General features: G+C 70.4%; 23 protein-coding genes. 14 read left to right on the top strand and 9 right to left on the bottom strand.

Going from position 1 to position 21,846, the window contains the following annotated elements; all coding sequences use genetic code 11:
• Positions 1 to 648: IS5 family transposase (locus ACH4XV_RS42780; protein WP_395799021.1), on the top strand; the 648-nt coding region annotated here is incomplete at its 5' end.
• 19 nt (positions 649 to 667) lie between these two features.
• On the opposite strand, the gene ACH4XV_RS42785 is transcribed toward ACH4XV_RS42780, so the two are convergent.
• Together ACH4XV_RS42785 and ACH4XV_RS42790 are read right to left on the bottom strand one after the other, a co-directional pair.
• A complete protein-coding gene (locus ACH4XV_RS42785) occupies positions 668 to 1,723 on the bottom strand; it encodes a cupin (protein ID WP_395799023.1) in 1,056 nt (351 codons plus the stop codon).
• Positions 1,707 to 2,483: a TetR/AcrR family transcriptional regulator gene (locus tag ACH4XV_RS42790; RefSeq protein WP_395799025.1), complete on the bottom strand. Its 777-nt coding sequence runs from the start codon at positions 2,481 to 2,483 to the stop codon at positions 1,707 to 1,709. Before ACH4XV_RS42790 ends, ACH4XV_RS42785 begins: the two co-directional genes overlap by 17 nt.
• Before the next feature lie 78 nt (positions 2,484 to 2,561).
• Between ACH4XV_RS42790 and ACH4XV_RS42795 the strand changes: the two genes are divergently transcribed.
• From ACH4XV_RS42795 to ACH4XV_RS42815, 5 genes are all read left to right on the top strand, one after another.
• Positions 2,562 to 4,094 (top strand): MFS transporter, encoded by a 1,533-nt coding sequence (locus ACH4XV_RS42795; protein WP_395799026.1) that lies wholly within the window; start codon positions 2,562 to 2,564, stop codon positions 4,092 to 4,094.
• A 113-nt stretch (positions 4,095 to 4,207) separates the two neighbouring features.
• Positions 4,208 to 5,092 carry an ABC transporter ATP-binding protein gene (locus tag ACH4XV_RS42800; protein WP_395799028.1) on the top strand — a complete coding sequence of 295 codons (885 nt, stop codon included), beginning with the start codon at positions 4,208 to 4,210 and terminating at the stop codon, positions 5,090 to 5,092.
• A gap of 5 nt (positions 5,093 to 5,097) precedes the next feature.
• Positions 5,098 to 5,886 (top strand): ABC transporter permease, encoded by a 789-nt coding sequence (locus ACH4XV_RS42805; RefSeq protein WP_395799030.1) that lies wholly within the window; start codon positions 5,098 to 5,100, stop codon positions 5,884 to 5,886.
• Positions 5,865 to 7,079 carry a sensor histidine kinase gene (locus tag ACH4XV_RS42810; protein ID WP_395799032.1) on the top strand — a complete coding sequence of 405 codons (1,215 nt, stop codon included), beginning with the start codon at positions 5,865 to 5,867 and terminating at the stop codon, positions 7,077 to 7,079. Before ACH4XV_RS42805 ends, ACH4XV_RS42810 begins: the two co-directional genes overlap by 22 nt.
• Positions 7,076 to 7,708 carry a response regulator gene (locus ACH4XV_RS42815; RefSeq protein ID WP_380034574.1) on the top strand — a complete coding sequence of 211 codons (633 nt, stop codon included), beginning with the start codon at positions 7,076 to 7,078 and terminating at the stop codon, positions 7,706 to 7,708. Before ACH4XV_RS42810 ends, ACH4XV_RS42815 begins: the two co-directional genes overlap by 4 nt.
• 22 nt (positions 7,709 to 7,730) lie before the next feature.
• Here ACH4XV_RS42815 and ACH4XV_RS42820 read toward each other — a convergent pair whose 3' ends face one another.
• A complete protein-coding gene (locus ACH4XV_RS42820; RefSeq protein WP_395799034.1) occupies positions 7,731 to 8,231 on the bottom strand; it encodes a flavin reductase family protein in 501 nt (166 codons plus the stop codon).
• 252 nt (positions 8,232 to 8,483) lie between these two features.
• Between ACH4XV_RS42820 and ACH4XV_RS42825 the strand changes: the two genes are divergently transcribed.
• On the top strand, positions 8,484 to 9,059 hold the full coding sequence (locus ACH4XV_RS42825) for a TerD family protein (RefSeq protein WP_395799036.1): 576 nt from the start codon (positions 8,484 to 8,486) through the stop codon (positions 9,057 to 9,059).
• Between the two features lie 131 nt (positions 9,060 to 9,190).
• Here ACH4XV_RS42825 and ACH4XV_RS42830 read toward each other — a convergent pair whose 3' ends face one another.
• Both ACH4XV_RS42830 and ACH4XV_RS42835 read right to left on the bottom strand, forming a co-directional pair.
• Positions 9,191 to 9,385: a DUF397 domain-containing protein gene (locus tag ACH4XV_RS42830; protein ID WP_395799038.1), complete on the bottom strand. Its 195-nt coding sequence runs from the start codon at positions 9,383 to 9,385 to the stop codon at positions 9,191 to 9,193.
• Complete coding sequence (locus tag ACH4XV_RS42835; RefSeq protein WP_395799040.1) at positions 9,370 to 10,215, bottom strand: helix-turn-helix domain-containing protein; 846 nt, start codon at positions 10,213 to 10,215, stop codon at positions 9,370 to 9,372. Before ACH4XV_RS42835 ends, ACH4XV_RS42830 begins: the two co-directional genes overlap by 16 nt.
• Before the next feature lie 739 nt (positions 10,216 to 10,954).
• Here ACH4XV_RS42835 and ACH4XV_RS42840 point away from each other — a divergent pair.
• The 3 genes from ACH4XV_RS42840 (at position 10,955) to ACH4XV_RS42850 (ending at position 13,069) form a co-directional block, all read left to right on the top strand.
• Complete coding sequence (locus ACH4XV_RS42840) at positions 10,955 to 11,584, top strand: phosphotransferase (RefSeq protein ID WP_395799042.1); 630 nt, start codon at positions 10,955 to 10,957, stop codon at positions 11,582 to 11,584.
• Positions 11,585 to 11,796: 212 nt separating this feature from the next.
• Positions 11,797 to 12,561: an SDR family oxidoreductase gene (locus tag ACH4XV_RS42845; RefSeq protein ID WP_395799044.1), complete on the top strand. Its 765-nt coding sequence runs from the start codon at positions 11,797 to 11,799 to the stop codon at positions 12,559 to 12,561.
• 115 nt (positions 12,562 to 12,676) lie between these two features.
• A complete protein-coding gene (locus ACH4XV_RS42850) occupies positions 12,677 to 13,069 on the top strand; it encodes a helix-turn-helix domain-containing protein (RefSeq protein WP_380009036.1) in 393 nt (130 codons plus the stop codon).
• A gap of 45 nt (positions 13,070 to 13,114) precedes the next feature.
• Here ACH4XV_RS42850 and ACH4XV_RS42855 read toward each other — a convergent pair whose 3' ends face one another.
• The gene (locus ACH4XV_RS42855; RefSeq protein ID WP_395799046.1) at positions 13,115 to 13,525 is read right to left on the bottom strand and encodes a VOC family protein; all 411 of its coding nucleotides are present in this window, start codon (positions 13,523 to 13,525) and stop codon (positions 13,115 to 13,117) included.
• A 177-nt stretch (positions 13,526 to 13,702) separates the two neighbouring features.
• Here ACH4XV_RS42855 and ACH4XV_RS42860 point away from each other — a divergent pair, with 177 nt between their 5' ends.
• From ACH4XV_RS42860 to ACH4XV_RS42875, 4 genes are all read left to right on the top strand, one after another.
• Entirely contained in the window at positions 13,703 to 14,698 is a 996-nt protein-coding gene (locus ACH4XV_RS42860) for a Zn-ribbon domain-containing OB-fold protein (protein ID WP_395799048.1), read from the top strand.
• Positions 14,699 to 14,786: 88 nt separating this feature from the next.
• Complete coding sequence (locus ACH4XV_RS42865) at positions 14,787 to 15,854, top strand: lipid-transfer protein (protein WP_395799050.1); 1,068 nt, start codon at positions 14,787 to 14,789, stop codon at positions 15,852 to 15,854.
• Positions 15,851 to 17,008 carry a thiolase domain-containing protein gene (locus ACH4XV_RS42870; protein ID WP_395799052.1) on the top strand — a complete coding sequence of 386 codons (1,158 nt, stop codon included), beginning with the start codon at positions 15,851 to 15,853 and terminating at the stop codon, positions 17,006 to 17,008. Before ACH4XV_RS42865 ends, ACH4XV_RS42870 begins: the two co-directional genes overlap by 4 nt.
• A gap of 114 nt (positions 17,009 to 17,122) precedes the next feature.
• Entirely contained in the window at positions 17,123 to 18,247 is a 1,125-nt protein-coding gene (locus ACH4XV_RS42875; protein WP_395799054.1) for an NAD(P)H-dependent flavin oxidoreductase, read from the top strand.
• Positions 18,248 to 18,464: 217 nt separating this feature from the next.
• On the opposite strand, the gene ACH4XV_RS42880 is transcribed toward ACH4XV_RS42875, so the two are convergent.
• The 3 genes from ACH4XV_RS42880 to ACH4XV_RS42890 all read right to left on the bottom strand — a co-directional run bounded on the left by ACH4XV_RS42880 (position 18,465) and on the right by ACH4XV_RS42890 (position 21,846).
• Positions 18,465 to 19,595 carry a hypothetical protein gene (locus ACH4XV_RS42880; RefSeq protein WP_395799056.1) on the bottom strand — a complete coding sequence of 377 codons (1,131 nt, stop codon included), beginning with the start codon at positions 19,593 to 19,595 and terminating at the stop codon, positions 18,465 to 18,467.
• Positions 19,596 to 19,747: 152 nt separating this feature from the next.
• Positions 19,748 to 20,617 (bottom strand): MHYT domain-containing protein, encoded by an 870-nt coding sequence (locus tag ACH4XV_RS42885; RefSeq protein WP_395799058.1) that lies wholly within the window; start codon positions 20,615 to 20,617, stop codon positions 19,748 to 19,750.
• A 131-nt stretch (positions 20,618 to 20,748) separates the two neighbouring features.
• A complete protein-coding gene (locus ACH4XV_RS42890) occupies positions 20,749 to 21,846 on the bottom strand; it encodes a P1 family peptidase (RefSeq protein WP_395799060.1) in 1,098 nt (365 codons plus the stop codon).

Raw genomic sequence — 21,846 nt, forward strand, 5'->3', positions numbered from 1 at the left:
GGACGACCTGGCGAAAGCCGTGACCGAGGAAAGGGGGATCCGCGAAAGGGACGAAACGACGCCGCGCCCGAGCCGCCCGAGGAACCGGCCGACCCCGAGCGGGAACGGCGGCGGGCGGAACGCCGGCGCCGCAAAGCCCGCCTGAAAGCAGCCGGCCTGGGCCGGTCCCGTGGCGGGCTGACCAGCAAGGTCCACCTCGCCGCCGACCGGCGGTGCCGCCCGCTGTCCATCGTGCTGACGCCCGGGCAGGCCGCCGACAGCCCGCAGTTCGTCCCGGTCATGGACAAGATCAAGGTCCGAGGGCCCGTCGGGCGCCCGCGCACCCGGCCGGACGCGGCGGCCGGCGACAAGGCGTACTCCTCTCGCGCCAACCGCGCCTACCTGCGCCGGCGCGGCATCAAGGCGGTGATCCCGGAGAAGGCCGACCAGGCCGCCAACCGCAAGCGCAAAGGCCGCCGCGGCGGCCGCCCGGTCAGCCACGACCCCGAGCTCTACAAGCAGCGCAACACCGCCGAACGCTGCATCAACCGGATGAAGGACTGGCGTGGCATCGCCTTCCGGACCGACAAGACCCCGGACAGCTACCTCGCCGGACTCCACCTACGCGGCGCCATCCTCTGGCTCCGCAGCCTCCCCACACGACCGTGATCCGAACTCAGAACAGGCCCTAGCGCCGGTCGCTGAAGCGGATGTCCAGGCTGCGCAGATACGTCTGGAGTCCCGCGTCCTGAATCGGGATCAGGTGCGCCGGGCTGCCCGACTCGTTGTGGTGGGCGTGCCACTTCCCGGGCGGGGTGACGAACGCGCCGCCCGGCTCCCAGTCCACCCGCAGGGGGTCGACGATGTCGCCGCGCTCGTCCAGCCGGTCGCCGAGCAGCGTGTAGCAGCCCGGTTCGCAGTCCAGGATCAGATCGAGCGCGACCGACTGGTGGCGGTGCGGGCGCTGGATCTGATCCACCGGCAGCAGGCCGAACATCGCCCACAGGGTGTGGGTGACGGTCAGCGTCCGGTCCTGGTCGACGGTGTTGAGCAGCACGCTGACCCGGTTCTTGGCGTTGGCGCCGGGCGCCTCGGCGATCCGGGTCAGCTCCTCGACCGCACGATGCCGGGCGAACTTGGTCGGCCGGAACCGGGCCTTGCTCGGCACCACCCCGAGGTAGCGCAACAAGGGTTCGTCGTGCACCCAATAGAGCACGGCGTCCTGGGTCGCGTGGTGGGTGATCTCGCCCAGGTCGGGCAGGACCAGGAAGTCGCCCTTCTCCCACTCCACGGCCTGGCCGCCGACCAGCGACAGGCCCCGCCCGTACAGCACGTAGTACAGCTGCGAGGTGGCGTTGGGCCGCACCGCGAGCCGGTCGCCCGCGTTGATCCGGACGAAGTTGGCCAGCAGCGCCGGACTGGTCGCCGGGCCGCCCTCGATCCGCAGCGGCTCGGCGAGGTCGAGCGGGACCACCCGGGTGTTGCCGCCGGTGTGCAGTTCGGCCGGAAAACGCCGCACCGGGACGGGCGTGGTGTGGCCCGAGCCGATCGGGTTGGCCGCCTTCGTGTATTCCCAGTACACCGCGTCCTCGGCCCACGCGGCGGCGCTCGCCGCCAGCGGGCCCTCGAACCCCAGGCGCGCCACGTCGACCAGGGGCGGCGCCGCGACGGTCGGATCGAAGAGCGTGGATTCCCTTGCTCCGGACGGGTTCCGATCGGCCGTCACCTCAGCCTGCGCAGTCATCCGAGATCCCTTCGCGAACGATTCCCCCCGACCCGGCCATGCTCCCACCGAACCGGTTGCGGCAAACTGCGGAATCGGTCACATTCCGCGCGGTTCGCCCCCGGTCGCCCGGCACACCGTCGCGCGGACAGAAACCGCCGAGCCCGTCGGCGAGTTGCGTGAACGCCTCCTCGGCCTCGGCGACCGCCACCGGGTACACCTCGTCGGCACTTGCCCCGGCGGCCAGCCGTTCGATGGTCCGGGCGATCAGGATCTGCCGCACATTGAGGATCTGGTTCGCGGCCAGGCGGCAGGCCAGGTCCCCCGGGCGGGCGAGCTCCCGCTCGAACTCCGCGGCCAGCAAGTGCTCGTTGCGTTCGCGTACGGCCATCGCGCCGTGCCGCAGCGACGGCGTGTCGAGGATCAACCGGTGCACGCCGAGGATCTGCGGGTCGTCGTTCAGCCCGGCCACCGGGTTCCGCTCGCGCAGCGCGTCCAGGAAGTGCCGACGCAGCGCGTCGACCGGGGTCTCGCCCGCGCCCCGCTCCCGAACCACCTCGGCGGGCTCCCCGACGTGCGCCGTCATCGGGCCCAGAACCAGTTCTTCCTTCGCCTGGAAGTAGTTGAAGACGGTCATCTTGGACACATTCGCGCCCGCCGCGATCTCGGCCACGGACACATTGTCGAACCCGCGTTCGAGGAACAGTCGCATGGCCGTGCGCCACAGCGCGATCCGCGTCTCCATCTTCTTGCGCTCGCGAAGGCCGAGTTCCTGGGTCATGGCATGACTGTACCAGGATGAAAAATTGGTCGGGATTAAAGATTGACCGGATATAAAAATCGCCTCTATGGTCCTGCCATGACGACGACACGGGCATCGGCGCCGAACCCGCCGAAGAAGCCGCCGCAAGCCCTGCCGACGAACCCGCCCGCCTCTGCCATGACCGAGTTCCAACGCCGCGCCGGCACCGTGCTGTGCCTGTTGACGATGGTGTTGGCGATCCTCGACCAGAACATCGTTTCCGCCGCGATCGTCCCGATCGTCCGGGATCTCGACCCGGTGCACGGCGTGGACCATGTCGCCTGGCTGGTCGCGGCGTTCTCGCTGGCCGCGAGCGTGGTGCTGCCGCTGTACGGGCGGTTGTGCGACGCGTTCGGCGCCAAGCGGGTCTACTTCGCCGCGATCGTGTTCTTCCTGGTCGGCTCGGTCCTGTGCGGCATGGCGCGGACGATGACCCAGCTGATCGCCTTCCGCGCGGTCCAGGGCATCGGCGCCGGCGGGCTGATGAGCGTGACCATGGTGGTCATGGCGCACCTGCGCAAGCCGGGCGACAAGGCCGGGCCGAGCGCGCTCGCGGGCATCCTGGGCGGCAGCGGGATGGCGCTCGGGCCGTTCGTCGGCGGGCTGTTCGCCGACCACGGCAACTGGCGGATGATCTTCTTCGTCAACGTCCCGCTCGGCGTGCTGATCATCGCCGGCGCGTTGTGGGCACTGCGGCTGCCCCGCGTCACCGCCGCCGAGACCCGGATCGACTTCGTCGGCGCGGCGCTGGTCGCGGTGTTCGCGAGCGCGCTCCTGCTGGCCTGCCAGTGGGGCGGCACCGAATACGCCTGGGACTCGGCCACCATCCTCGGCCTGCTGGTCGCGGCGGCCGTGGGGCTCGCGCTGTTCGTGTACCGCCAGGCGACCGTCGCGGTGCCGATCCTGCCGCTGTCGCTGTTCCGCGACACCTACATCCGCAACGGGTTCCTGCTCCAGGGGCTGACCGGTGCGGGGATGCTGGGCACGATGGTCTACCTGATGATGTACCTCCAACTGGCGCGCGGCGTGGACGCCACCCACGCGGGCTCCTACCTGGCCTTCATGGCCATCGGGATGATGGTCGCGGGCATCGTCGGGACCAGGCTCCCGTGGCGGACCCGGACCGGCCTGATGGTCGGCACCGCGCTCACCGCCGTCGCGTTCGCCGGACTGGCGCTGCTCGGCACGGACACCTCGTGGTGGGTGCTGCGCGGCGAACTCCTGGTGCTCGGGCTGGGGTTCGGGCAGCTGGTGGGGCGGGCGATCGCGGCCGTACAGCAGGCCGCGCCGCCGGAGCACCTGGGTGTCGCGACCACCGGCATCCGGTTCTTCCAGTCGCTCACCGGCACGCTGAGCGTGGCGCTGTTCGGCACGCTCCTGGGCCGCGCGTTCGCGGCGAAGAGCGACGTCGGCGACATCTCCGCGATCCCGCGCCTGGAGCCGGGCCGTCACGCCGACGCGGTCGCGGCGTTCGTCGACAGTGTCGACCTGGTGTTCGCGGGCGCGGCCGGGCTGATGGTGGTCGCGGTGGTGTGCGCGTGGCGGATGCGCGACCGGGAGCCGGCGGCCGAGCCGGCACCGGTCGGCTGACCGGGCCTTCGTCCGTCGAGCCGCTCCCGCACCGCTGTCCGTCGTTCGGTGGACACCCGGCGTCCGTCGTTCGTACGTCCCGGCGCCCGAGCCCGCTGCGCCATCGTCGAGGCATGACAGCGGAACGGACACTCGCCCCGGCGGGCGAGGCGGGCGGCGCCGAAACGGCGATCAGGGTACGCGGGTTGCGGCGCGCGTACGGCGGACATCGAGCGGTGGACGGACTGGACCTGGACGTGCGCCGGGGTGAGATCTTCGCACTGCTCGGCCCGAACGGGGCGGGCAAGACCACCACGACCGAGATCCTGGAGGGCTACCGCTCGCGCGACGCGGGCGAGGTCGCCGTCCTGGGCGTGGATCCGGCGCGCGCCGGGTCGCGGTGGCGGGCCCGGATCGGCATCGTGCTCCAGGAGTCGGCGGACGTGTCCGGGCTCACCGTGCGCGAGAGTGTGCGGCACTTCGCGCACTATTACCCCAGGCCCCGCGATCCCGACGAGGTGATCGAGGCGGTCGGGCTGACCGACAGGCGGGACACGCGCGCCGGCGCCCTCTCCGGTGGGCAGCGGCGCCGCCTCGACGTCGCGCTCGGCATCCTGGGCGGCCCGGAACTGCTCTTCCTGGACGAGCCGACCACCGGGTTCGACCCCGAGGTGCGCCGCCGGTTCTGGGCCTTGATCGCGGGCCTGCGGGCGGCCGGGACGACGATCCTGCTCACCACGCACTACCTGGACGAGGCCGAACACCTCGCGGACCGGGTCGGGGTGATCCGGGCCGGGCGGGTCGTGGACGTGGACACCCCCGAGCGGCTCGGCGGCCGGCACCTGGCCCGATCGGTACTGCGCTGGCGCGACGCCGAGGGCACGCACGAACTCGACACCGCCGAACCGACCGTTGACGTGGCCCGGCTCGCGGCCAGGTTCGGCGGCGAGGTACCCGAACTGACCGTCACCCGACCGTCCCTGGAAGACGTCTATCTCGACCTGATCGGAGCCCGGTGATGTCGATGTCGATGGGAACCGTCGTGGCGGCACGGACCCGCCTCGAACTGAAGATGTTCGCCCGACACCGCGAGCAGATGGCGGTGACCTTCGCGATGCCGGTGCTGCTCCTGGTACTGCTCGCGCTGATCAGCGGCGGCACGGTGGACGGCACCGGTGTGGCCCAGAGCCAGGTGCACGCGGCGGGCATGATCGCGGTCGGCATCGTCTCCGCCGGATTCCAGGGCCTGGCGCTCGCGGTGGCCGCCGAACGCCAGGACGGCACGCTCAAGCGGTTGCGCGGCACGCCGATGCCGCCGGCGGCGTACCTCCTGGGCAAGATCGCCCAGGTGATCGTGGTCAGCCTGGCCCAGGTCGCGCTGCTGCTCGTGGTCGGGGTGGTGGGCCTGGACCTGACCCTTCCGCACGACCCGACGCGGTGGCTGACCTTCGCCTGGGTGTTCGTCCTGGGCGTGACCGTGGCCACACTGCTGGGCCTGGCCGCAAGCGGGCTGATGCGCAAGGGCGCCAACGGGGCGCTGATCATCCTGCCCTTCACGGTGCTTCAGTTCGTCTCGGGAGTGTTCGTCGAGCCGAGCCAACTGCCGCGGGGTGTCCAACAGTTCGCGGCGCTGTTTCCGCTGAAGTGGCTGACCCAGGGGATGCGCTCGGTCTTCCTGCCGGACACATTCCAGGCGGTGGAGCCGGCGGGCTCGTGGGAGCTCGGTCGGGTGGCGCTGGTGCTCGCCGCGTGGGGTGTGGTCGCCTTGGTCGTGTGGATCAGGACATTCAGGTGGATCGAGAACGAGCGGTGACCATGGCGACCGCCGACGCGCAGGACGCGGAGGAGTTGGCCTTCGGGGCCAAACTGGCCACCGTCTACCGCGGCGCCTACTTCCTGCTCGCGGCGATCACCGCGGTCGAGTTCGCCGGACGTGACGCGCCGCCGTGGTGCTACGTCGTGCTGCTCGTCATGCCCGTGTCGTTTTGGGTGATGGTGCCGCCGGGCGTGGACCCGACCCAGTGGGACCGGCGCGGCCGGGCCCACCTCGCGATCGCCTACGCCGCGGTGACCGCGCTCAGCCTCCACGATCCCGAGGGAATCGTGCTGATGTACGTGCTGATGCCGCTGACCTTCACCTTCGTCGAGGCGACGATCCCCGCGATGTTGCTGAGCACCTACGTCTTCGGGATGAACGGCGCGCTGCGCGCCCGCAAGGCGCACTGGGAGCACGGTGCGGTGGCGGGCATCGTGGTGGAAGTCGTCGTCGTGCTCGGCTTCAGCTTCCTGATGGCCCGGCTGGTCCAGTGGCTGGCCGACCGGGTGGAGGAGCGCGGCCGGCTGCTGCGCGAGTTGGAGGCCACCCGGGCGGAGCTGGCCGAGACACACCACCAGGCGGGGGTACGGGTCGAGCGCGAGCGTATGGCGCGCGAGATCCACGACACCCTGGCCCAGGGCTTCACCAGCATCCTGATGCTGATCCAGGCGGCCGGGATCACCGTGGACTCCGACTCCGAGGCCACCCGCAAACGGCTGGACCTGGCCGAGCGGGTGGCCCGGGACAACCTCGCCGAGGCCCGTGCGCTGGTCGCCGCCCAGGGCCCGGCCGAGGGGGCCGAGCCGGCCGAACCGCTCGCCGAGGTGCTCGGCCGCACCGTCGCCGCGCTCGGCGAGGAGTTGGAGGTGGCCGCCTCCTTCGCGGTCGCCGGCACCGAGTACGAGCTGTCCTCGTCCGTGCAGGTGGTGCTGGTTCGGGTGCTCCAGGAGTCGCTGGCCAACATCCGCAAGCACGCCGAGGCGAAGTCCGTGGCGGTGGAACTGGCCTATCGGCCGTTCGCCACCAGGCTGACCGTGGTGGACGACGGACGGGGCTTCGAACCGGGGCCGGGGAAGGGGGGATACGGTCTTCCCGGTATGCGAGCCCGCCTCGCACAGGTCGGCGGAGAGGCCGAGGTGGTCTCGGCTCCCGGCCGGGGCACGACCGTACGCGTGGAGGTACCGCAGTGATTCGGCTGCTCATCGCCGACGACCATCCCGTGGTGCGGGAGGGTCTCGCGGGCATGCTCGCGGCCGAGCCCGATTTCGAGGTGGTCGCCTCGGTCGAGGACGGCGCACAGGCCGTGGACGGGGCCGCCGAACTGCGGCCCGACGTGGTGTTGATGGACCTGCGGATGCCCGGCACCGACGGTGTCGCCGCGACCCGGCGGATCGTGCGCGAGCTGCCCGGGGTCCATGTGCTGATCCTGACCACGTACGACACCGACGCCGACATCGTGCGCGCGGTCGAGGCGGGCGCGACCGGCTACCTGCTCAAGGACACCCCGAGGGTGGAACTGGCCGCCGCGATCCGCGCGGCGGCGCGCGGCGAGACGGTGCTGGCGCCGCCGGTGGCGGCCAAGCTGGTCACCCGGATGAAGGCACCGGTGCGCGACGCGCTGAGCCCGCGCGAGACGCAGGTGCTCGGTCTGGTCGCGCGCGGGATGACCAACGCCGAGATCGGCCGCGAGTTGTACATCAGCGAGGCCACGGTCAAGACGCACCTGCTGCGCACGTTCAACAAGCTCGGCGTCGACGACCGCACCGCCGCGGTCACGGTGGCGATGGCGGACGGGTTGTTGCCGGGCGCCGGCGGCTGAGGCCGAGGTCGCGTCCGGCGGGCTATGCGGCCAGGCGGGCGTAGCGGCCCTTGTGGAACATCAGCGGGGCGGTGTCCCGGGGCAGGTCCAGGGCGGTCACCGCGCCGATCACGATCACGTGGTCGCCGCCGGGCAACTCGTGCGCGATGTCGCACTCGATCCAGGCCACCGCGCCGGCCAGCCGCGGCGCGCCGTTGCCGGCGGGCGACCAGTCGACGCCGGCGAACTTGTCGCCGCCGCTGCGGCCCATCGCCCGGCACACGTCCTGCTGGTCCTCGGCCAGGATGTTGACCACGAAGCGGCCGGCGGTGCGCACCTTCGGGTAGGTCGTCGAGGTGAGCGCCGGGGCGATGGAGATGTAGGCCGGCTCCAGCGAGAGCGACGTGAACGACTGGCAGGCCATGCCCACCGGCGCGCCGTCGTGGACCGCCGTGACCACGGTGACACCGGTCGCGAAGTGCCCCATGACCTGGCGCATCCGCGCCTGATCGATCCCGGCCGACGGCGTCGTTGCGCTGGACATGGCTGCCCCCAGGGGTGCGAAGCTGGATGTGAGCCGGATATGACTAATAGTCGTATCCCTTTTTGGTCCAGCCATTGAACGGCTGATCTGACGAACCGTCAATAACCTGGCGCCGGGTCGCACCCCGTGATCACCGCCACCTTGACGGCCCCTTTCGGGGTGTTCGGGAACTTACGCGTGCCTGCTGCACGTCCGGATCAGTAGCAGTAGCGTCGTCCGCGACGTCAGACATCCTCTGGAAGGACACCATCCATGGCCGTGAGCCTGAGCAAGGGCGGAAACGTCTCCCTCACCAAGGAGGCCCCTGGCCTGACCGCCGTCGTCGTCGGCCTCGGCTGGGACCTGCGCACGACCACGGGCGAGGACTTCGACCTCGACGCGAGCGCGATCGTCGTGAACGCCACCGGCAAGGTCTACTCCGACCAGCACTTCGTGTTCTTCAACAACATGAAGACCCCGGACGGCTCCGTCGAGCACACCGGCGACAACCGCACCGGTGAGGGCGAGGGCGACGACGAGCAGATCAAGGTCAACCTCGCCGGCCTGCCCGCCGACGTGGACAAGGTCGTCTTCCCGGTCTCGGTCTACGACGCGGAGAACCGCAAGCAGTCGTTCGGCCAGGTTCGCAACGCGTTCATCCGCGTGCTGAACGCCGCGGACAACGTCGAGCTGGCCCGCTACGACCTCTCCGAGGACGCCTCCACCGAGACCGCGATGCTGTTCGGCGAGCTGTACCGCGCCGGCACCGACTGGAAGTTCCGTGCCCTCGGCCAGGGCTACGCCTCCGGCCTCGCGGGCATCGCCAAGGACTTCGGCGTCAGCGTCTGACCCGAAAGCACCCCTCGAACGCCGGCCGGGCAGCCGATCACCCCGGCCGGCGTTCGCCGTTTCACCCCGGCCCCCGTCGATGACACCGGGTCGGCCTTCAGCGCCCGACGCCTGGGCACCTTTGGCGTAGGTCAGCGCTTGAGCGCCCGCAACAGGTCGAGCCATGCGGTGGGGCCGACTTCGAGGTGGCCTCGGGCTCGGGCCTTTGTATCCCGGACTGCGGTGGTTGTTGGAAGTGGGGCTATCTCGACGCAATCCTGGTTGTGTTGCGACCACGACGACGTGCGCCACGAGTAGGTCGGCTCTGTGCTCATAGCTCTTCCCATCTACTTGTGATCATTGCCCTTGACGCGACCTCATCCTGCGCGGTCGCACGGTAGTAGTCGAGATCTCGTCGGTAGCGTTTGACCAGTCGTGCGTCTCTCAGGAGTTGCGATCCGGCTTCGTACGCAACGTGCACCACCGCGTCAGGCGCGTCGGGTAGTTCGAGAATGGTGACCGAGCCGAGGAAGGCTGCGGTCGGCGTGTCGAAGGGCACGATTCTCAGCTGAACGTTTCCCATTTCGCTCAGCTTCAACAGGTGCGCGAGCTGCTGTCGCAGCGCCTCGCGTCCACAGAATGCACTGGCCAGCGCGGATTGGGACAGCGTGGCGACGAGCTTCACCTGTCCCGATGTGACCACGTGTTGCCTACGCTGCCGCACCTTCAACAAAGCTTCGGCGTCGTCGGGGTCGGGAACGAAAGGCGATTGCAGGAGAGTTGCGCGAGCGTATAGCGGTGCCTGAAGCAGCCCCGGCACCATCGTGGATGCGGTGTCGATCACGCGCGCATGGGTCTCGAGAAAGATGAGATCTTCATACTCCGGGGTGAGTGCGGATTCGTAGCCGGCCCACCATGGAGCGGCCTTCCCGTCTTCCAGGCCAAGGAGACGCATCACTCGACGCTTGTCTGCCGGTGAGAGGGAGAGCACGTTCGCGAACGCGTCGACGTGATGTCCGTCGATGATCATCCTGCCGGTCTCCAGCCGCGACACCTTGCTTTTGTCCCAGCCCACCAGCTCGGCAACTGACGTGAGGGTCATCTGCCTTGCGATGCGCAGGCGACGAATCTCTTCGCCGGCTTGGCGTTGTGCAGTACCGGATCGTGACGAAGGCATCGAGACCCCACCTCATCGCGCGTCGATGACGAAATGCTGCGAATGACCGTTGAAACGGTTGCGGCAACGAGTGTTGCATGTCACGTTGAGGCAAGCAACGCTCACATCGCGTGATGAGGGTGTCGTAAATCGTGCTTCTCGCAGGCGAGTTGGGCTTCGGGGCGCCCCGGTTGCACATGAACCGGACGGGCGGTGGCACGACGTCGCCGCTTTTTCAAGCGACAGCGGTCGGGCGTCTCGATTCGAGGCGGGCGCCCGGCCGCTGTCTTCCATCTATCCACCGTGAGGCAGGGATGGAGATTCAAGAGTATCGATCCGAGAGTGGGCTGCCGGTTGTTGTCGGGGCTCGGGTGCGACATGCCGAGTTGCCGGAGGGGACCGTCGTTGCGCTGCCCGCCGCTTCCGAGCGGGTGGCTGTCGTGCAGCCGTGCGAGGGTGGGCGGTCGCCGTATCTGTGTCCGGTCGAGCACCTGGTGGTGCTCGATCTCGGGCATGAATTGGCGCGCGCTGTGAGGGAGTTGTGGCGTCTGGATGCGCTTGGACGGCAGGTCGGGGTGGTTGCTCTGCCCCTCCTCGCGGAGCGGAGGGCATCGTGAGTGCGGGGGTGGGATGGGGCCAACTTCCCTGGGGCGTATGCGATTTCGTGGAGAAGGCGGTTGGGGCTGTTGGCACGGTGCAAGCCGTGGCCGGGCCGCATAGCAGTTCCTTTGCGGCTGTTGTCGGCACTGCCGATGGGGCCGTGTTCGTCAAGGCTGCCGAGGAGGCCACCGCGCCGCTTTCGGCTCGGGCGCAGACGAGTGAGATTGCGGCGAGTGCGGTGACGGGGGTGTTGTCGCCTCGGCTGCTGCATTACGGGGCCGTCGATGGGTGGCGGGTGTTGGTGTTCGAGTACGTGGAGGGTCGGGCCGTTCGGTTGTGTCTCGATTCGCCGGATCTGGTGCAGGTGGTCGGTGCGATGGATCGAATCGGGCGGATCCGGCCCGGGCGTAGCGCCGGATTGCCGACCCTGGTCGGGCGGTTGCGGCAGCATCTGCCGCCGGGGCGGTCGGGGCCGCTGTGTGGGGATCGGCTTCTGCATACCGATCTGACCTCGGCCAACATGATCATTCGGCCCGACGGTCGGTTGTCCGTCGTCGATTGGGGCCAGGTGGCGCTCGGGCCGCGGTGGGCGGAGGTTGCCTTCGTCGGGTCGCACCTGGTGGACGAGGGGCACAACCTCGGCGAGGTACGGCGTTGGATGTGGCGCTTTCCCGAGTGGCGCCGTACCCCGCACACGACGCGACGCCTCCTCGCCGAGGCGATGGTCGGTCACACCAACGGCCGGTCGACGTGGTGGCTCAGCATGATCGAGGCCCCGATCGCGGGCTGACGGGTGGCTCCCTGCACCTATCGGAGTCGGGCCGGAGCCGGGCCGGGCGGTCATCCGTGGGATGGCCGCCCCCTCGGTCCGGCCGCTTGTCGCGCGCCCCCGAGCCGGTGTCGAGACCCGTTCGAAAATTCGTAGTCACACTTTTCGCGGGGGCTCCGTCAAGGAAGCAGAGGCCCCGGAAACGAGCCGGGGCGGCTTTCGAAGGAGTCGTCATGAGCGCATCGATCCTGGTCACCGGCGGTACCGGCACCCTCGGCAGCCTGATCGTCCCGCAGCTGCGCGAGGCCGGTCGCGAGGTTCGCGTGCTCAGCCGGCGCGGCGGCACCTCGGCCGACGGTGTCGAGCAGGTGCGCGCCGATCTGCTGAAGAACGAGGGGATCGACGACGCGATGAAGGGCGTCGACACCGTGCTGCACCTGGCCGGCGGCGCCAAGGGCGACGACGAGGCGACCCGCAACCTGGTGCGCGCCGCGAAGGACGCCGATGTGCGGCACCTCGTGTACATCTCGGTGATCGGCGCGAACACCATGCCGATCGGCTACTTCCGCGCCAAGCTCGGCGCCGAGCAGGCGGTGACCGGGTCGGGGCTGCCCTGGACCACCCTGCGCGCCGCCCAGTTCAACGAACTCGTGTTGAAGATGATGGGCTCGATGACCAAGTTCCCGGTGGTGCCCAACCCGGGCGGCCTGCGCTTCCAGCCCGTCGACGGCCGCGATGTCGCGAAGCGCATGGTCGAACTCACCCTCGGCGCCCCGTCGGGCCTGGTCGCCGACCTGACCGGCCCCAAGGTCTACACGATGGGCGAACTCGCGCGCGGCTACCTCGCCGCGGCCGGCAAGCGCCGCCTCCACCTCCCGGTCCGCATCCCCGGCAAGATCGGCCGCGCCTACCGCGCGGGCGTCAACCTGTCGCTCGACAAGGCCACCGTCGGCACCCGCACCTGGGAGGACTTCCTGGCCGAGCACGTCGGCCGCTGACGCCCGACCGGCACACCGACGAGCGCGCCGCCCCGGCGGGAGCCGGAGCGGGCTCGCCGGCGGAGTGTGTCGACCACGCGGCCGGCCATCGACAAAACCGTGATGGGATGGCCCCGTGAGCCGTGCCACCGAGGACACCAACCGCCGCATGTTGCGGGCCCGCGACGCGATGGACCGCGCGTACGCGCAGCCGCTGGACGTCCCGGCCCTGGCCCGCATCGCGCACGTGTCCGAGGCGCACTTCACCCGCACCTTCCGGGCCACCTTCGGTGAGACGCCGCATCGCTATCTCCAGCGGCGCCGGGTCGAACGGGCGATGTTCCTGCTCCGAGAGAGCGACCGCAGCGTGACCGACATCTGCTTCGAGGTCGGCTTCGCCAGCCCCGGCACGTTCAGCCGTACCTTCCACGACATCGTCGGCCGATCACCGCGCGCCTATCGCAAGGAGGCGGTGGCCGCCCGGGTGCCGACCTGCTTCACGATGGCCTGGTCCCGCCCGAGCGGCTGACCGCCCGCGCCCGACCGCCCGCGGCGGAACCGGGCACCGGCGTCGTCAGGTGTTCGGCTGGGTGAACCGGATCCGGTTCCCGAACGGGTCGCGCAGCCCACAGTCGACCCCGTACGGCCGCTCGGTGGGCTCCTCGGTGAACTCGACGCCCTTGGCCAGCAGCGTCTCGTAGGTCTTGCGGCAGTCCGCGGTGATGAAGATGAGCCAGCCGCCCATCGCCCCCTTGGTCACCAGGTCGCGCACCTGCTCGGCCGTCTCGGCGGACATCGACGGCGGTCCGGGCTTTTCGAGCAGGATCTCGCGGCCGGCCTCGCCGGGGATGCCGACGGTCAGCCAGCGCATGAAGCCCATGTCGACGTCGGCCTTGACCTCCAGGCCGAGCTTGCCCACGTAGAAGTCGAGTGCCTCGTTCTGGTCGAGGACGAAGATCTGTGATTGGAAGATCGAGGTGAACATGTCCCCAACGCTAGTTCGCCGCCCGGCCGAAAACTTATCCAAAACTGCTGAGTCGGCCCGTCGCTCCCGGGCTCTCGAACAGGCCCGGAGAGAACATGTTTTCGCTATCCATTGACCTCGTCAAGGAACCTTACCTATCGTTCGGCCGGTGGCCGACCTCGTTCCAAGGCCGAGAGGATGACCGTGTCGACACAGACCGTCAGTACCATCCAGTTCCCCTACAAGCGCACACTCGGGCCGGTCATGGGCCGCTTCTTCTCCGAGTTGACCGCCCGCCGGATCGTCGGCATCCGCTCCGGCGAGCGGGTGATCGTGCCGCCGATGGAGTACGACCCGGAGACCGGGAACGAGCTCGCGCGCGACTTCGTCGAGGTGGGCCCCGCCGGCGCCGTCCGGTCCTGGACCTGGGTCGCCGAACCGATCGCGTCGCACCCGCTGGACCGCCCGTTCGCCTTCGTCCTGATCCGCCTGGACGGCGCCGACACCGACCTGGTGCACGTGCTCGACGCGGGCGCCGAGGACGCCGTGTACACCGGCATGCGGGTCGCGCCGCGCTGGCGGGACGAGCCCGTGGGCCGGATCGACGACATCGTCTGCTTCGTCCCCGGCGAGCGGGTCGAGGCCCCGGAGGGCGAGCCCGGCGAGGCGCAGGAGGTGACCACGATGGAGTACTTCTCCACGATCACCTACACCGACGTGCTCTCGCCCACCCTGGTCCGCTACGCGAGCAACCTGCGCGCGGGCAAGCTGACCGGCCAGCGCTGCCCGCAGTGCAACCGGGTGTTCCTGGGCCGGGGCTACTGCTCCGTGGACGCCATCCGGCTGGGTCCCGAACTGGACGAGGACCTGCCCGACCGGGGCGTGGTGTCCAACTACACCATCGTCACCCCCACCCCGTACCCCGGGCAGAAGGAGACCGAGCCGTTCGCGCGCGCCTCGGTCGTGCTCGAAGGCGACGAGATGGTGATCGCCCAGCAGCAGATCCTGGACCTCCCCGTGTCCGAGATCCGGGTCGGCATGCGGGTGCAAGCGGAGTGGATGCCCGAGGCCGAACGCGACGCCGCGGAGATCACCAGCAAGGGCTGGGGCACCGTCGCGGGCTTCATCAAGGGCTGGCGGCCCACCGGCGAGCCGGACGAGCCCGCCGAGCAATACATGAACCGGGTGTTCTGATGACGACACGTCACATGACGGCAGGTCACATGACGGCGGGTCAAAAATGACGACACGTCAAAAGGCGGGCGAGACAAGGGAGACGGCAGTGCGGCAGGACAGCGACATCGCGATCGTCGCGACCGCGCAGCTCCCGGCGGTACGCCGGCAGGAGCTCACCGAGACCGAGATGTTGCTCATCGTCGTCGACGAGGCGCTGGGCAAGGTCGGGCTGCGGCGCTCCGACATCGGCTTCAGCTGCCAGGGGTCGTGCGACTACATCTCCGGCGGCACGTTCTCGTTCGTGCCGAACCTGGACGCGATGGGCGCCTGGCCGCCGATCCACGAGTCGCACGTGGAGATGGACGGCGCCTGGGCGATGTACGAGGCGTGGGTGCGGCTGCGGCACGGCGACATCGACATCGCGGTGGCGATGGGCTCGGGCAAGTCCTCCACCGGCGACCCGGCCGCCATCTACCCGCTCGAACTCGACCCGTACTACCTCGCGCCGCTCGGCCTGGACCCGGTCTCGCTGGCCGCGCTCCAGGCCCGGCAGCTGATCGAGTCCGGCAAGAGCACCGAACGCGAACTCGCCGAGATCGCCGCGCGCTCGCGCCGGGACGCGGCCGGCAACCCGAACCAGCAGGTACGCACCGCCGAGCAGGACGTGGACAAGCTGCTCGCCGAGGGCTACCTGCGCAACCCGCTGCGCAGGAGCGACCTGCCGCCGATCTCGGACGGTGCCTGCGCGGTGGTCCTGGTGCGCGGCCCGCGGGCCGCCGAACTGACCGAGCGCCCAGCCTGGATCACCGGGATCGACCACCGCAGCGAGGTGCACAACCCGGCCCTGCGCGACCTGACCGACTCCGCCTCCACCCGGCTCGCCGCGGCGCGCGCCGGCGGCGTGGCCGGTGTCGAAGTGGCCGAGCTGATGGCGCCGTTCACCGCGCAGGAGGTGATCCTGCGGCAGTCGCTCGGCCTGGCCGACGACGTCCTGATCAACCCCTCCGGCGGCGCGCTCACCGGCAACCCGCTGATGGCCACCGGCCTGGTCCGGATCGCCGACGCGGCCGAGGCGATCCTCGTCGACGGACGCTCGCGCACGCTCGGGCACGCCACCTCGGGCCCGGCACTCCAGCAGAACCTCGTCTGTGTCCTGGAAGGTGACAACCGATGACCCATGAGCGCGTTGCCGTCGTCGGCATCGGCCAGACCAAGCACAAGAAGCGGCGCGACGACCTGTCGATCGCCGGGCTCGTCCGCGAGGCCGCCCAGCGTGCGCTCGACGACGCACGGATGACCTGGAGCGACATCGACGCGGTGGTGATCGGGAAGGCGCCCGACATCTTCGAGGGCGTGATGAAGCCCGAGCTCTACCTCTCGGACGCGCTCGGCGGCGCCGGCAAGCCGGTGTTCCGGGTACACACCGCCGGCAGCGTGGGCGGATCCACCGCGATCGTGGCCTCCCACCTGATCAGCAGCCGCGTCCACATGCGGGTGCTGGCGGTGGCGTGGGAGAAGCAGTCCGAGGGGAACGCGCAATTCGGCCTGGGCGGCGGCAAGTCCGGCTCGATCGGCGCGGGCGGCGCGTTCGCGCCGTGGATTCGCGCCTACATCCGCAAGTCCGGCGCGCCCGAGCACATCGGCTGGCAGGTGGCGGTCAAGGACCGGCAGAACGCGCTGCGCAACGAGTACGCGCATCTCCAGCTCAAGGACATCTCGATCGACAAGGTCCGCGAGTCGCCGATGATGTGGGACCCGCTGCACTTCCTGGAGTCGTGCCCGTCCTCCGACGGCGCCGGTGCGATCGTGCTGACCGACGAGGCGGGCGGCGACGCGGCGGCGGCCGACGGGCGGGCGCCGGCCTGGGTACTGGGCACCTCGATGCGCTCCGAGCCGTCGTCCTTCAACGGCCGCGACCCGATCCGCCCGCAGGCCGGCGTCGACTGCGCGTGGGACGTGTACCGCCAGGCCGGCATCACCGACCCGCGCCGGCAGATCGACGTGGCCGAGTTGTACGTGCCGTTCTCCTGGTACGAGCCGATGTGGCTGGAGGGCCACGACATCGCGCCGGTGGGCGAGGGCTGGAAGATGGTCGACCGGGGCGAGACCGCCTTCGACGGCGACTTCCCGGTCAACCCGTCCGGCGGCGTGTTGTCCTCGAACCCGATCGGCGCCTCCGGCATGCTCCGCTTCCTGGAGGCGGCGCTCCAGGTCCGGGGTACGGCCGGGGAGCATCAGGTGGACGGCGCGAAGGTCGCCCTCGCCCAGGCGTACGGCGCGGCGGCGCAGTACTTCGCGATGTGGGCGGTCGGCACCGACAAGCCGTAGCGGGGCGGGTGCCGCCCCGGCGCCCCGGCGCAAATGGTAAGGCTCCTTGACCTTGATTTGGTCAAGGAGCCTTCCTATTCTGGGGCCTTCACCCGGTGACCGGAGGTTGTGCCGATGAAGCCCCCCATCTGCGCGAAGCTAGGGATCGAGTTCCCGATCTTCGCGTTCTCCCACTGCCGCGACGTGGTCGCGGCGGTCAGCCGAGCCGGAGGCTTCGGGGTCCTGGGCGCGCTCGCGTTCGACCCCGAGCAGCTGGAGGTCGAGCTGGCCTGGCTCGACGAGCACACCGACGGCAAGCCGTACGGCGTCGACCTGGCGATCCCGATGGCCTACATCGGCAAGGGCGGCGGCGAGGCGGCGTTGCCCGCCAACCTGGAGAAGCTGATCCCGGAGCGGCACTGGAAGTTCGTCGACGAACTCCTGGAGACGCACAACATCCCGCCGCTGCCCCCCGAGTTGGCGGACCGACCGGTCAAGGCGGCCGGGCTGAACGTGGACCTGGAGTCGCGCGCGCAGATCGAGGTCTCGCTGAAGCACCCGCTGGTGAAGATGTTCGTCAACGCGCTCGGCCCGCCGCCGGCCGACATCATCGACGCCTGCCACGCGGCGGGGGTCCTGGTCGGCGCCCTGTGCGGCAGCCCCCGACACGCGCAGAAGCAGGTCGAGGCGGGCGTGGACGTGGTGGTCGCGCAGGGCACCGAGGCCGGCGGGCACTGCGGCGAGATCTCCACGATGGTGCTCATCCCGCAGGTGGTGGACACGGTCGGCCCCGACATCCCGGTGCTCGCCGCCGGTGGCATCGGCGGCGGCCGGCAGATGGCCGCCGCGCTGGCGCTCGGCGCGCAGGGGGTGTGGACCGGCAGCCTGTGGCTCACCGTCGCCGAGGCGGACACCCACGAGGTCTCGGTACAAAACCTCCTGGAGGCCAAGTCCACCGACACCGTGCGCTCGCGCGCGATGACCGGCAAGCCCGCTCGCCAGCTCAGGAGCGCGTGGACCGAGGCGTGGGAGGACCCGGCCAACCCCGACCCGCTGCCGATGCCGCTCCAGGGCATCATCTTCAACGCGGCGTCCCGGCGGTTCACCCGGACGAAGAACAAGGAGCTCAACGGCTGGCCGGTCGGCCAGGTGGTCGGCATGCTCGACCGGGTCCGGCCGACGCAGGAGGTCGTGATGTCGCTGGTCGAGGAGTGGATCGAGACCACGGAGCGGCTGAACGCGTTCCTGGCCGACGACTGAGCCGGACCGCTCCGGCCGAGACCTGCCGGGCCGGGCGCGCGGGAGGACTCGCGTGCACGGCCCGGCGGTCGGCGGGTCACGGGAGTGAGTGACACCGGTCCCGCGCCTATGAATACCGCGAACTGTCCCGGTATTTCAGCAATCTGTGCGTTTTGCGGGCATCAACGGCGCATGTCCGGTAAGGTGCGCCGGTTGCGCCGGAAGCGGGCCCCGGCCGCTACGACGCCACCGAGTCCCACCCCGTGAACCCCGACGGGTCGTGCCGCCCGAACGTGCCGTGCTCGAAGATGCCCAGACCCTCCGCGATCAGGGCGCCGTCCGGACCGAGCAGCCGAGCGGTGGCCACATGGTCGATCACACCGAACGGGATGCGCTTGGCCACCCCGGGATCCTTCTGCTCGTACACCGCGCCGTCGAGGTAGTCCCCGCCCCTCCACTGCCCGTGCCCCCAATCGGGGTCGCCGCCATAGCCCGCGCCGACGTTGAGCGCGATGTACCCGTGGTTCTCCAGACGCAGCGTGAGCGCGTTGCGTTTGCGGTCGGTCAGGTGGATGTCGGCGCCCTCGGGGTGCCGGGTGCCGGGCGTGTACCGCACGTCGAACTCGGGCCAGCCCAACTGCTCGGGCGCCTTCCCGGAGGCGATCGGGTACATCCGGATCGCCTCGGTCAGGAAGCGGTGCCCGTCGGCGGACTCCTGCGCGATGATCATCAGCGCCTGATCGCCCAGGTGCAGCGGGATCCAGTTCCACCAGAACCCGGCGGTCTGCGCGGGCCGTCCGGCCGGCGGCGCCTCGCCCGACGGGCGGATGCCCCACGAGCGGTCGCGCGAGCCGGACCAGGTCCGCGGGGTGACCGTGATCTCCTCGCCGTCCAGGGTCACCGTGCCGGTCCAGTCGCCGATCTGGACGAAGCGCGACGCGTCCAGCATCGGCTTGAAGTCGCTGCGCTGCACGTGTCGAGGTTCCGGCAGCGGTGCGAACGGCGAGGTGAAGGTGAGGTCGATCGTGATGCCCTGCTCCGGCGCGTCGCACACCACGCGCACGCTGGACAGCGGCTCCAACACCTCGATGCGGTACGGACCGACCTCCTGCCGCATCCGGTCCGGGCCGAGCGCGCCCGACATCCGCACCGCGTGCTGGCGACCGTCCCTGCGGACCACCACGTACGCGTCGATCACGCCCAGGTTGGGGTAGACGCCCAGGCCGGTGGCGATCTGTACGCCGCCCGTGCGGTCGTAGGCGTGCATGATGCAGCGGTCGTAGAAGTTCCGGTCGGTCGAGCCGACCTCGCTGTGGAACAGCGGGACCTGGTGGACCGGATATTCGTCCAGGGGCACGGGAGTCGGCATCGGGTTCCTCCTGACCACGCGCCGACGGTGCGCCGACGCGTCGGGCTGGTTGAGACGTCGTGCGAGTCTGCGCCAAATCATTGACGCAATCAAGCGTTATCTCGGGGCCGCCTCGGCCGCTCCGGCCCGCCCCGCCCGACCCGAAGCCCGGATCAGCGTCCGCCGCGGAAGTAATCCCGGGGATCGTTCTCGGTGCGCCGTCGATGCGATACCCGTCCGCCGCCGGCATTCCCGGCCGCGAACGGGGTGCCTGGATTGTCTTGCAACCGGGCCAGCCGGGCGCTGAGTTCGGCTTCTTCCCTGATCTCGTCGGCGGACGGCGACAGGGCCACCATGAACAACGTGATCACCGTGAAAAGACTGATTCCCGTGATCAACGGCGCGAGGAATTGTGTCGCCTCCACACCGTGTGCCAACCCGTGCGCGCCCTCGGTACGCACACTCATCGCCGACATTCCCGTGTAGTGCATTCCGCCGACCGCCAGGCCCATGATCAACGCGGCGCCCCCGGTCGCCGCGAATCCGCTCACGTGCAGCGCGGCCCACAACGCGGCGGTGGCCGCGACCACCGCGATCACGATCGACAACGTCACGCGCAGCGTGTCGTAGTGGATCCTGCCGTCCAGGCTCAGCGCGGCCATGCCCATGTAGTGCATGCTCGCCACGCCGCCGCCGGTGACCACGCCGCCCAGCACCAGACCGACCCATCCCGCGTTGCGTCGACCCGCGATGGCCATGCCGATGCCGACCACGATCACCGCGAGCACGAGCGAGGCGATCGTCTTGGACACGTCGTAGCGGATGGGCGTGCCCAGGACCGAGAAACCGAGCATGCCGATGAAATGCATGACCCAGATTCCGGTACCGCCGATCGACGCCGCGCCCAGGACCAACCAGCGTGCCCTCACCCAACCGCGCACCGCGCGGGCCCGCGTCGTGCACAACAACCCCAGCGCCGAGCCGAGACACGACATCAGGTAGGCGATGACCGGGGTCAACGCTCCGTACTGGAAATGATCCACGTGACCCACGTCGGCGACCGCTCCGTCAGTTTTCGAGCCCCTTCGGAAACGGGAAAACTCGTCCTCGAATCGAAGATGATAGGCCGGCGCCGACGCCGGGCCGCGACCGGGTTTGGGAATTCGCCGAAACGTCACCCGTCGTATCGACAGGTGGAATTCGGATAAAGATCGCGGTACGCCGGCACCGACCCGCCGCGCTTCGCCGCGAGCACCCCGTGCAGGACGGCCCGGCCGAACACGTCCGCCGCCGCGGCGTGCAGCAGGGTCAGCGCGGCGGCCTCCTCGTTGACCCCGTACGGCGTGGTCGGGTCGAGCGCGGGCAGCGGGACGCGGGCCGTGGACACCGCGAAGATCGTGTCGCCGTCGTAGAGGGTGTGTACGGGACGGATCGCCCGGGCCAGCCCGTCGTGCGCGACGCCCGCCACCTTCTGCGCCTGGGACCTGGTCAGCGTCGCGTCGGTGGCGACGATCCCGATCGTGGTGTTGAGCGAGGGCGGGGTCTGCGCCGCGGCCGCCGCGCGGGTCAACGCGGCGGCGTGCTCGGCGTGTTCGGGCGGGGTGAGCGGGAACTCGCCGGGCAGGCCGAGGCCGACCGCGTAGGGCAGCCCGCCGATCGGGTCGACCGGCGACCCGGCAGCGTTGACCACCGCGAGCGCGGCGACCGTGACGCCGCCGGGCAGCACCACGCTCGCGGTACCCACCCCGCCGCGCAGCCCGCCGACCATCGCCCCCGTGCCCGCGCCCACGCTGCCCGTCGGCACCGGCGCGTGCTCCGGTTCGGCGTCCGCCGCCGCGATCGCCGCCCGCCCGAGCGCCGCGTCGGGCCGGCGCTGCCAGTCGCCGCCGCGCCCGAGGTCGAACAGCGAGGCCGCGGGCACCACCGGCACCACCTGGTGCGGCTCGGCGCCGACCGGGAACCCCCGCCCGCGCTCGGCCAGCCACGCCACCGCCCCGCCGGCCGCGTCCAGCCCGAACGCACTGCCCCCGCTGAGCACGATCGCCTCGATCCGCGGCACCAGGTTGCGCGGATCGAGCGCGTCCAACTCGCGTGTGCCCGGTGCGCCGCCGCGCACGTCCACCCCCGCCACGAAGCCGCCGACCGGGCCGAGCAGGACGGTGGTCCCGGTCATCGCTCCCGCGTCGGTGTACGCCGCGTGCCCGACCCGCAGCCCGGCCACGTCGGTGATCGCGTTGCGCGGTCCGGCCTTGAATTCCCCGATGTCGAACAT

Source organism: Embleya sp. NPDC020630 (genome assembly GCF_044334985.1).
Taxonomy (GTDB): Bacteria; Actinomycetota; Actinomycetes; order Streptomycetales; family Streptomycetaceae; genus Embleya.

Excerpts from the sequence above, each read along its gene's own strand:
- ACH4XV_RS42820 (WP_395799034.1), bottom strand. The coding sequence starts at position 8,231 with ATGTCCAGCGCAACGACGCCGTCGGCCGGGATCGATCAGGCGCGGATG.
- ACH4XV_RS42835 (WP_395799040.1), bottom strand. The coding sequence starts at position 10,215 with ATGCCTTCGTCACGATCCGGTACTGCACAACGCCAAGCCGGCGAAGAG.
- ACH4XV_RS42870 (WP_395799052.1), top strand. The coding sequence starts at position 15,851 with ATGACCCATGAGCGCGTTGCCGTCGTCGGCATCGGCCAGACCAAGCAC.
- ACH4XV_RS42845 (WP_395799044.1), top strand. The coding sequence starts at position 11,797 with ATGAGCGCATCGATCCTGGTCACCGGCGGTACCGGCACCCTCGGCAGC.
- ACH4XV_RS42890 (WP_395799060.1), bottom strand. The coding sequence starts at position 21,846 with ATGTTCGACATCGGGGAATTCAAGGCCGGACCGCGCAACGCGATCACC.
- ACH4XV_RS42790 (WP_395799025.1), bottom strand. The coding sequence starts at position 2,483 with ATGACCCAGGAACTCGGCCTTCGCGAGCGCAAGAAGATGGAGACGCGG.
- ACH4XV_RS42860 (WP_395799048.1), top strand. The coding sequence starts at position 13,703 with ATGACCGTGTCGACACAGACCGTCAGTACCATCCAGTTCCCCTACAAG.
- ACH4XV_RS42795 (WP_395799026.1), top strand. The coding sequence starts at position 2,562 with ATGACGACGACACGGGCATCGGCGCCGAACCCGCCGAAGAAGCCGCCG.
- ACH4XV_RS42785 (WP_395799023.1), bottom strand. The coding sequence starts at position 1,723 with ATGACTGCGCAGGCTGAGGTGACGGCCGATCGGAACCCGTCCGGAGCA.
- ACH4XV_RS42805 (WP_395799030.1), top strand. The coding sequence starts at position 5,098 with ATGTCGATGGGAACCGTCGTGGCGGCACGGACCCGCCTCGAACTGAAG.
- ACH4XV_RS42800 (WP_395799028.1), top strand. The coding sequence starts at position 4,208 with ATGACAGCGGAACGGACACTCGCCCCGGCGGGCGAGGCGGGCGGCGCC.
- ACH4XV_RS42855 (WP_395799046.1), bottom strand. The coding sequence starts at position 13,525 with ATGTTCACCTCGATCTTCCAATCACAGATCTTCGTCCTCGACCAGAAC.
- ACH4XV_RS42880 (WP_395799056.1), bottom strand. The coding sequence starts at position 19,595 with ATGCCGACTCCCGTGCCCCTGGACGAATATCCGGTCCACCAGGTCCCG.
- ACH4XV_RS42830 (WP_395799038.1), bottom strand. The coding sequence starts at position 9,385 with ATGGGAAGAGCTATGAGCACAGAGCCGACCTACTCGTGGCGCACGTCG.
- ACH4XV_RS42825 (WP_395799036.1), top strand. The coding sequence starts at position 8,484 with ATGGCCGTGAGCCTGAGCAAGGGCGGAAACGTCTCCCTCACCAAGGAG.
- ACH4XV_RS42875 (WP_395799054.1), top strand. The coding sequence starts at position 17,123 with ATGAAGCCCCCCATCTGCGCGAAGCTAGGGATCGAGTTCCCGATCTTC.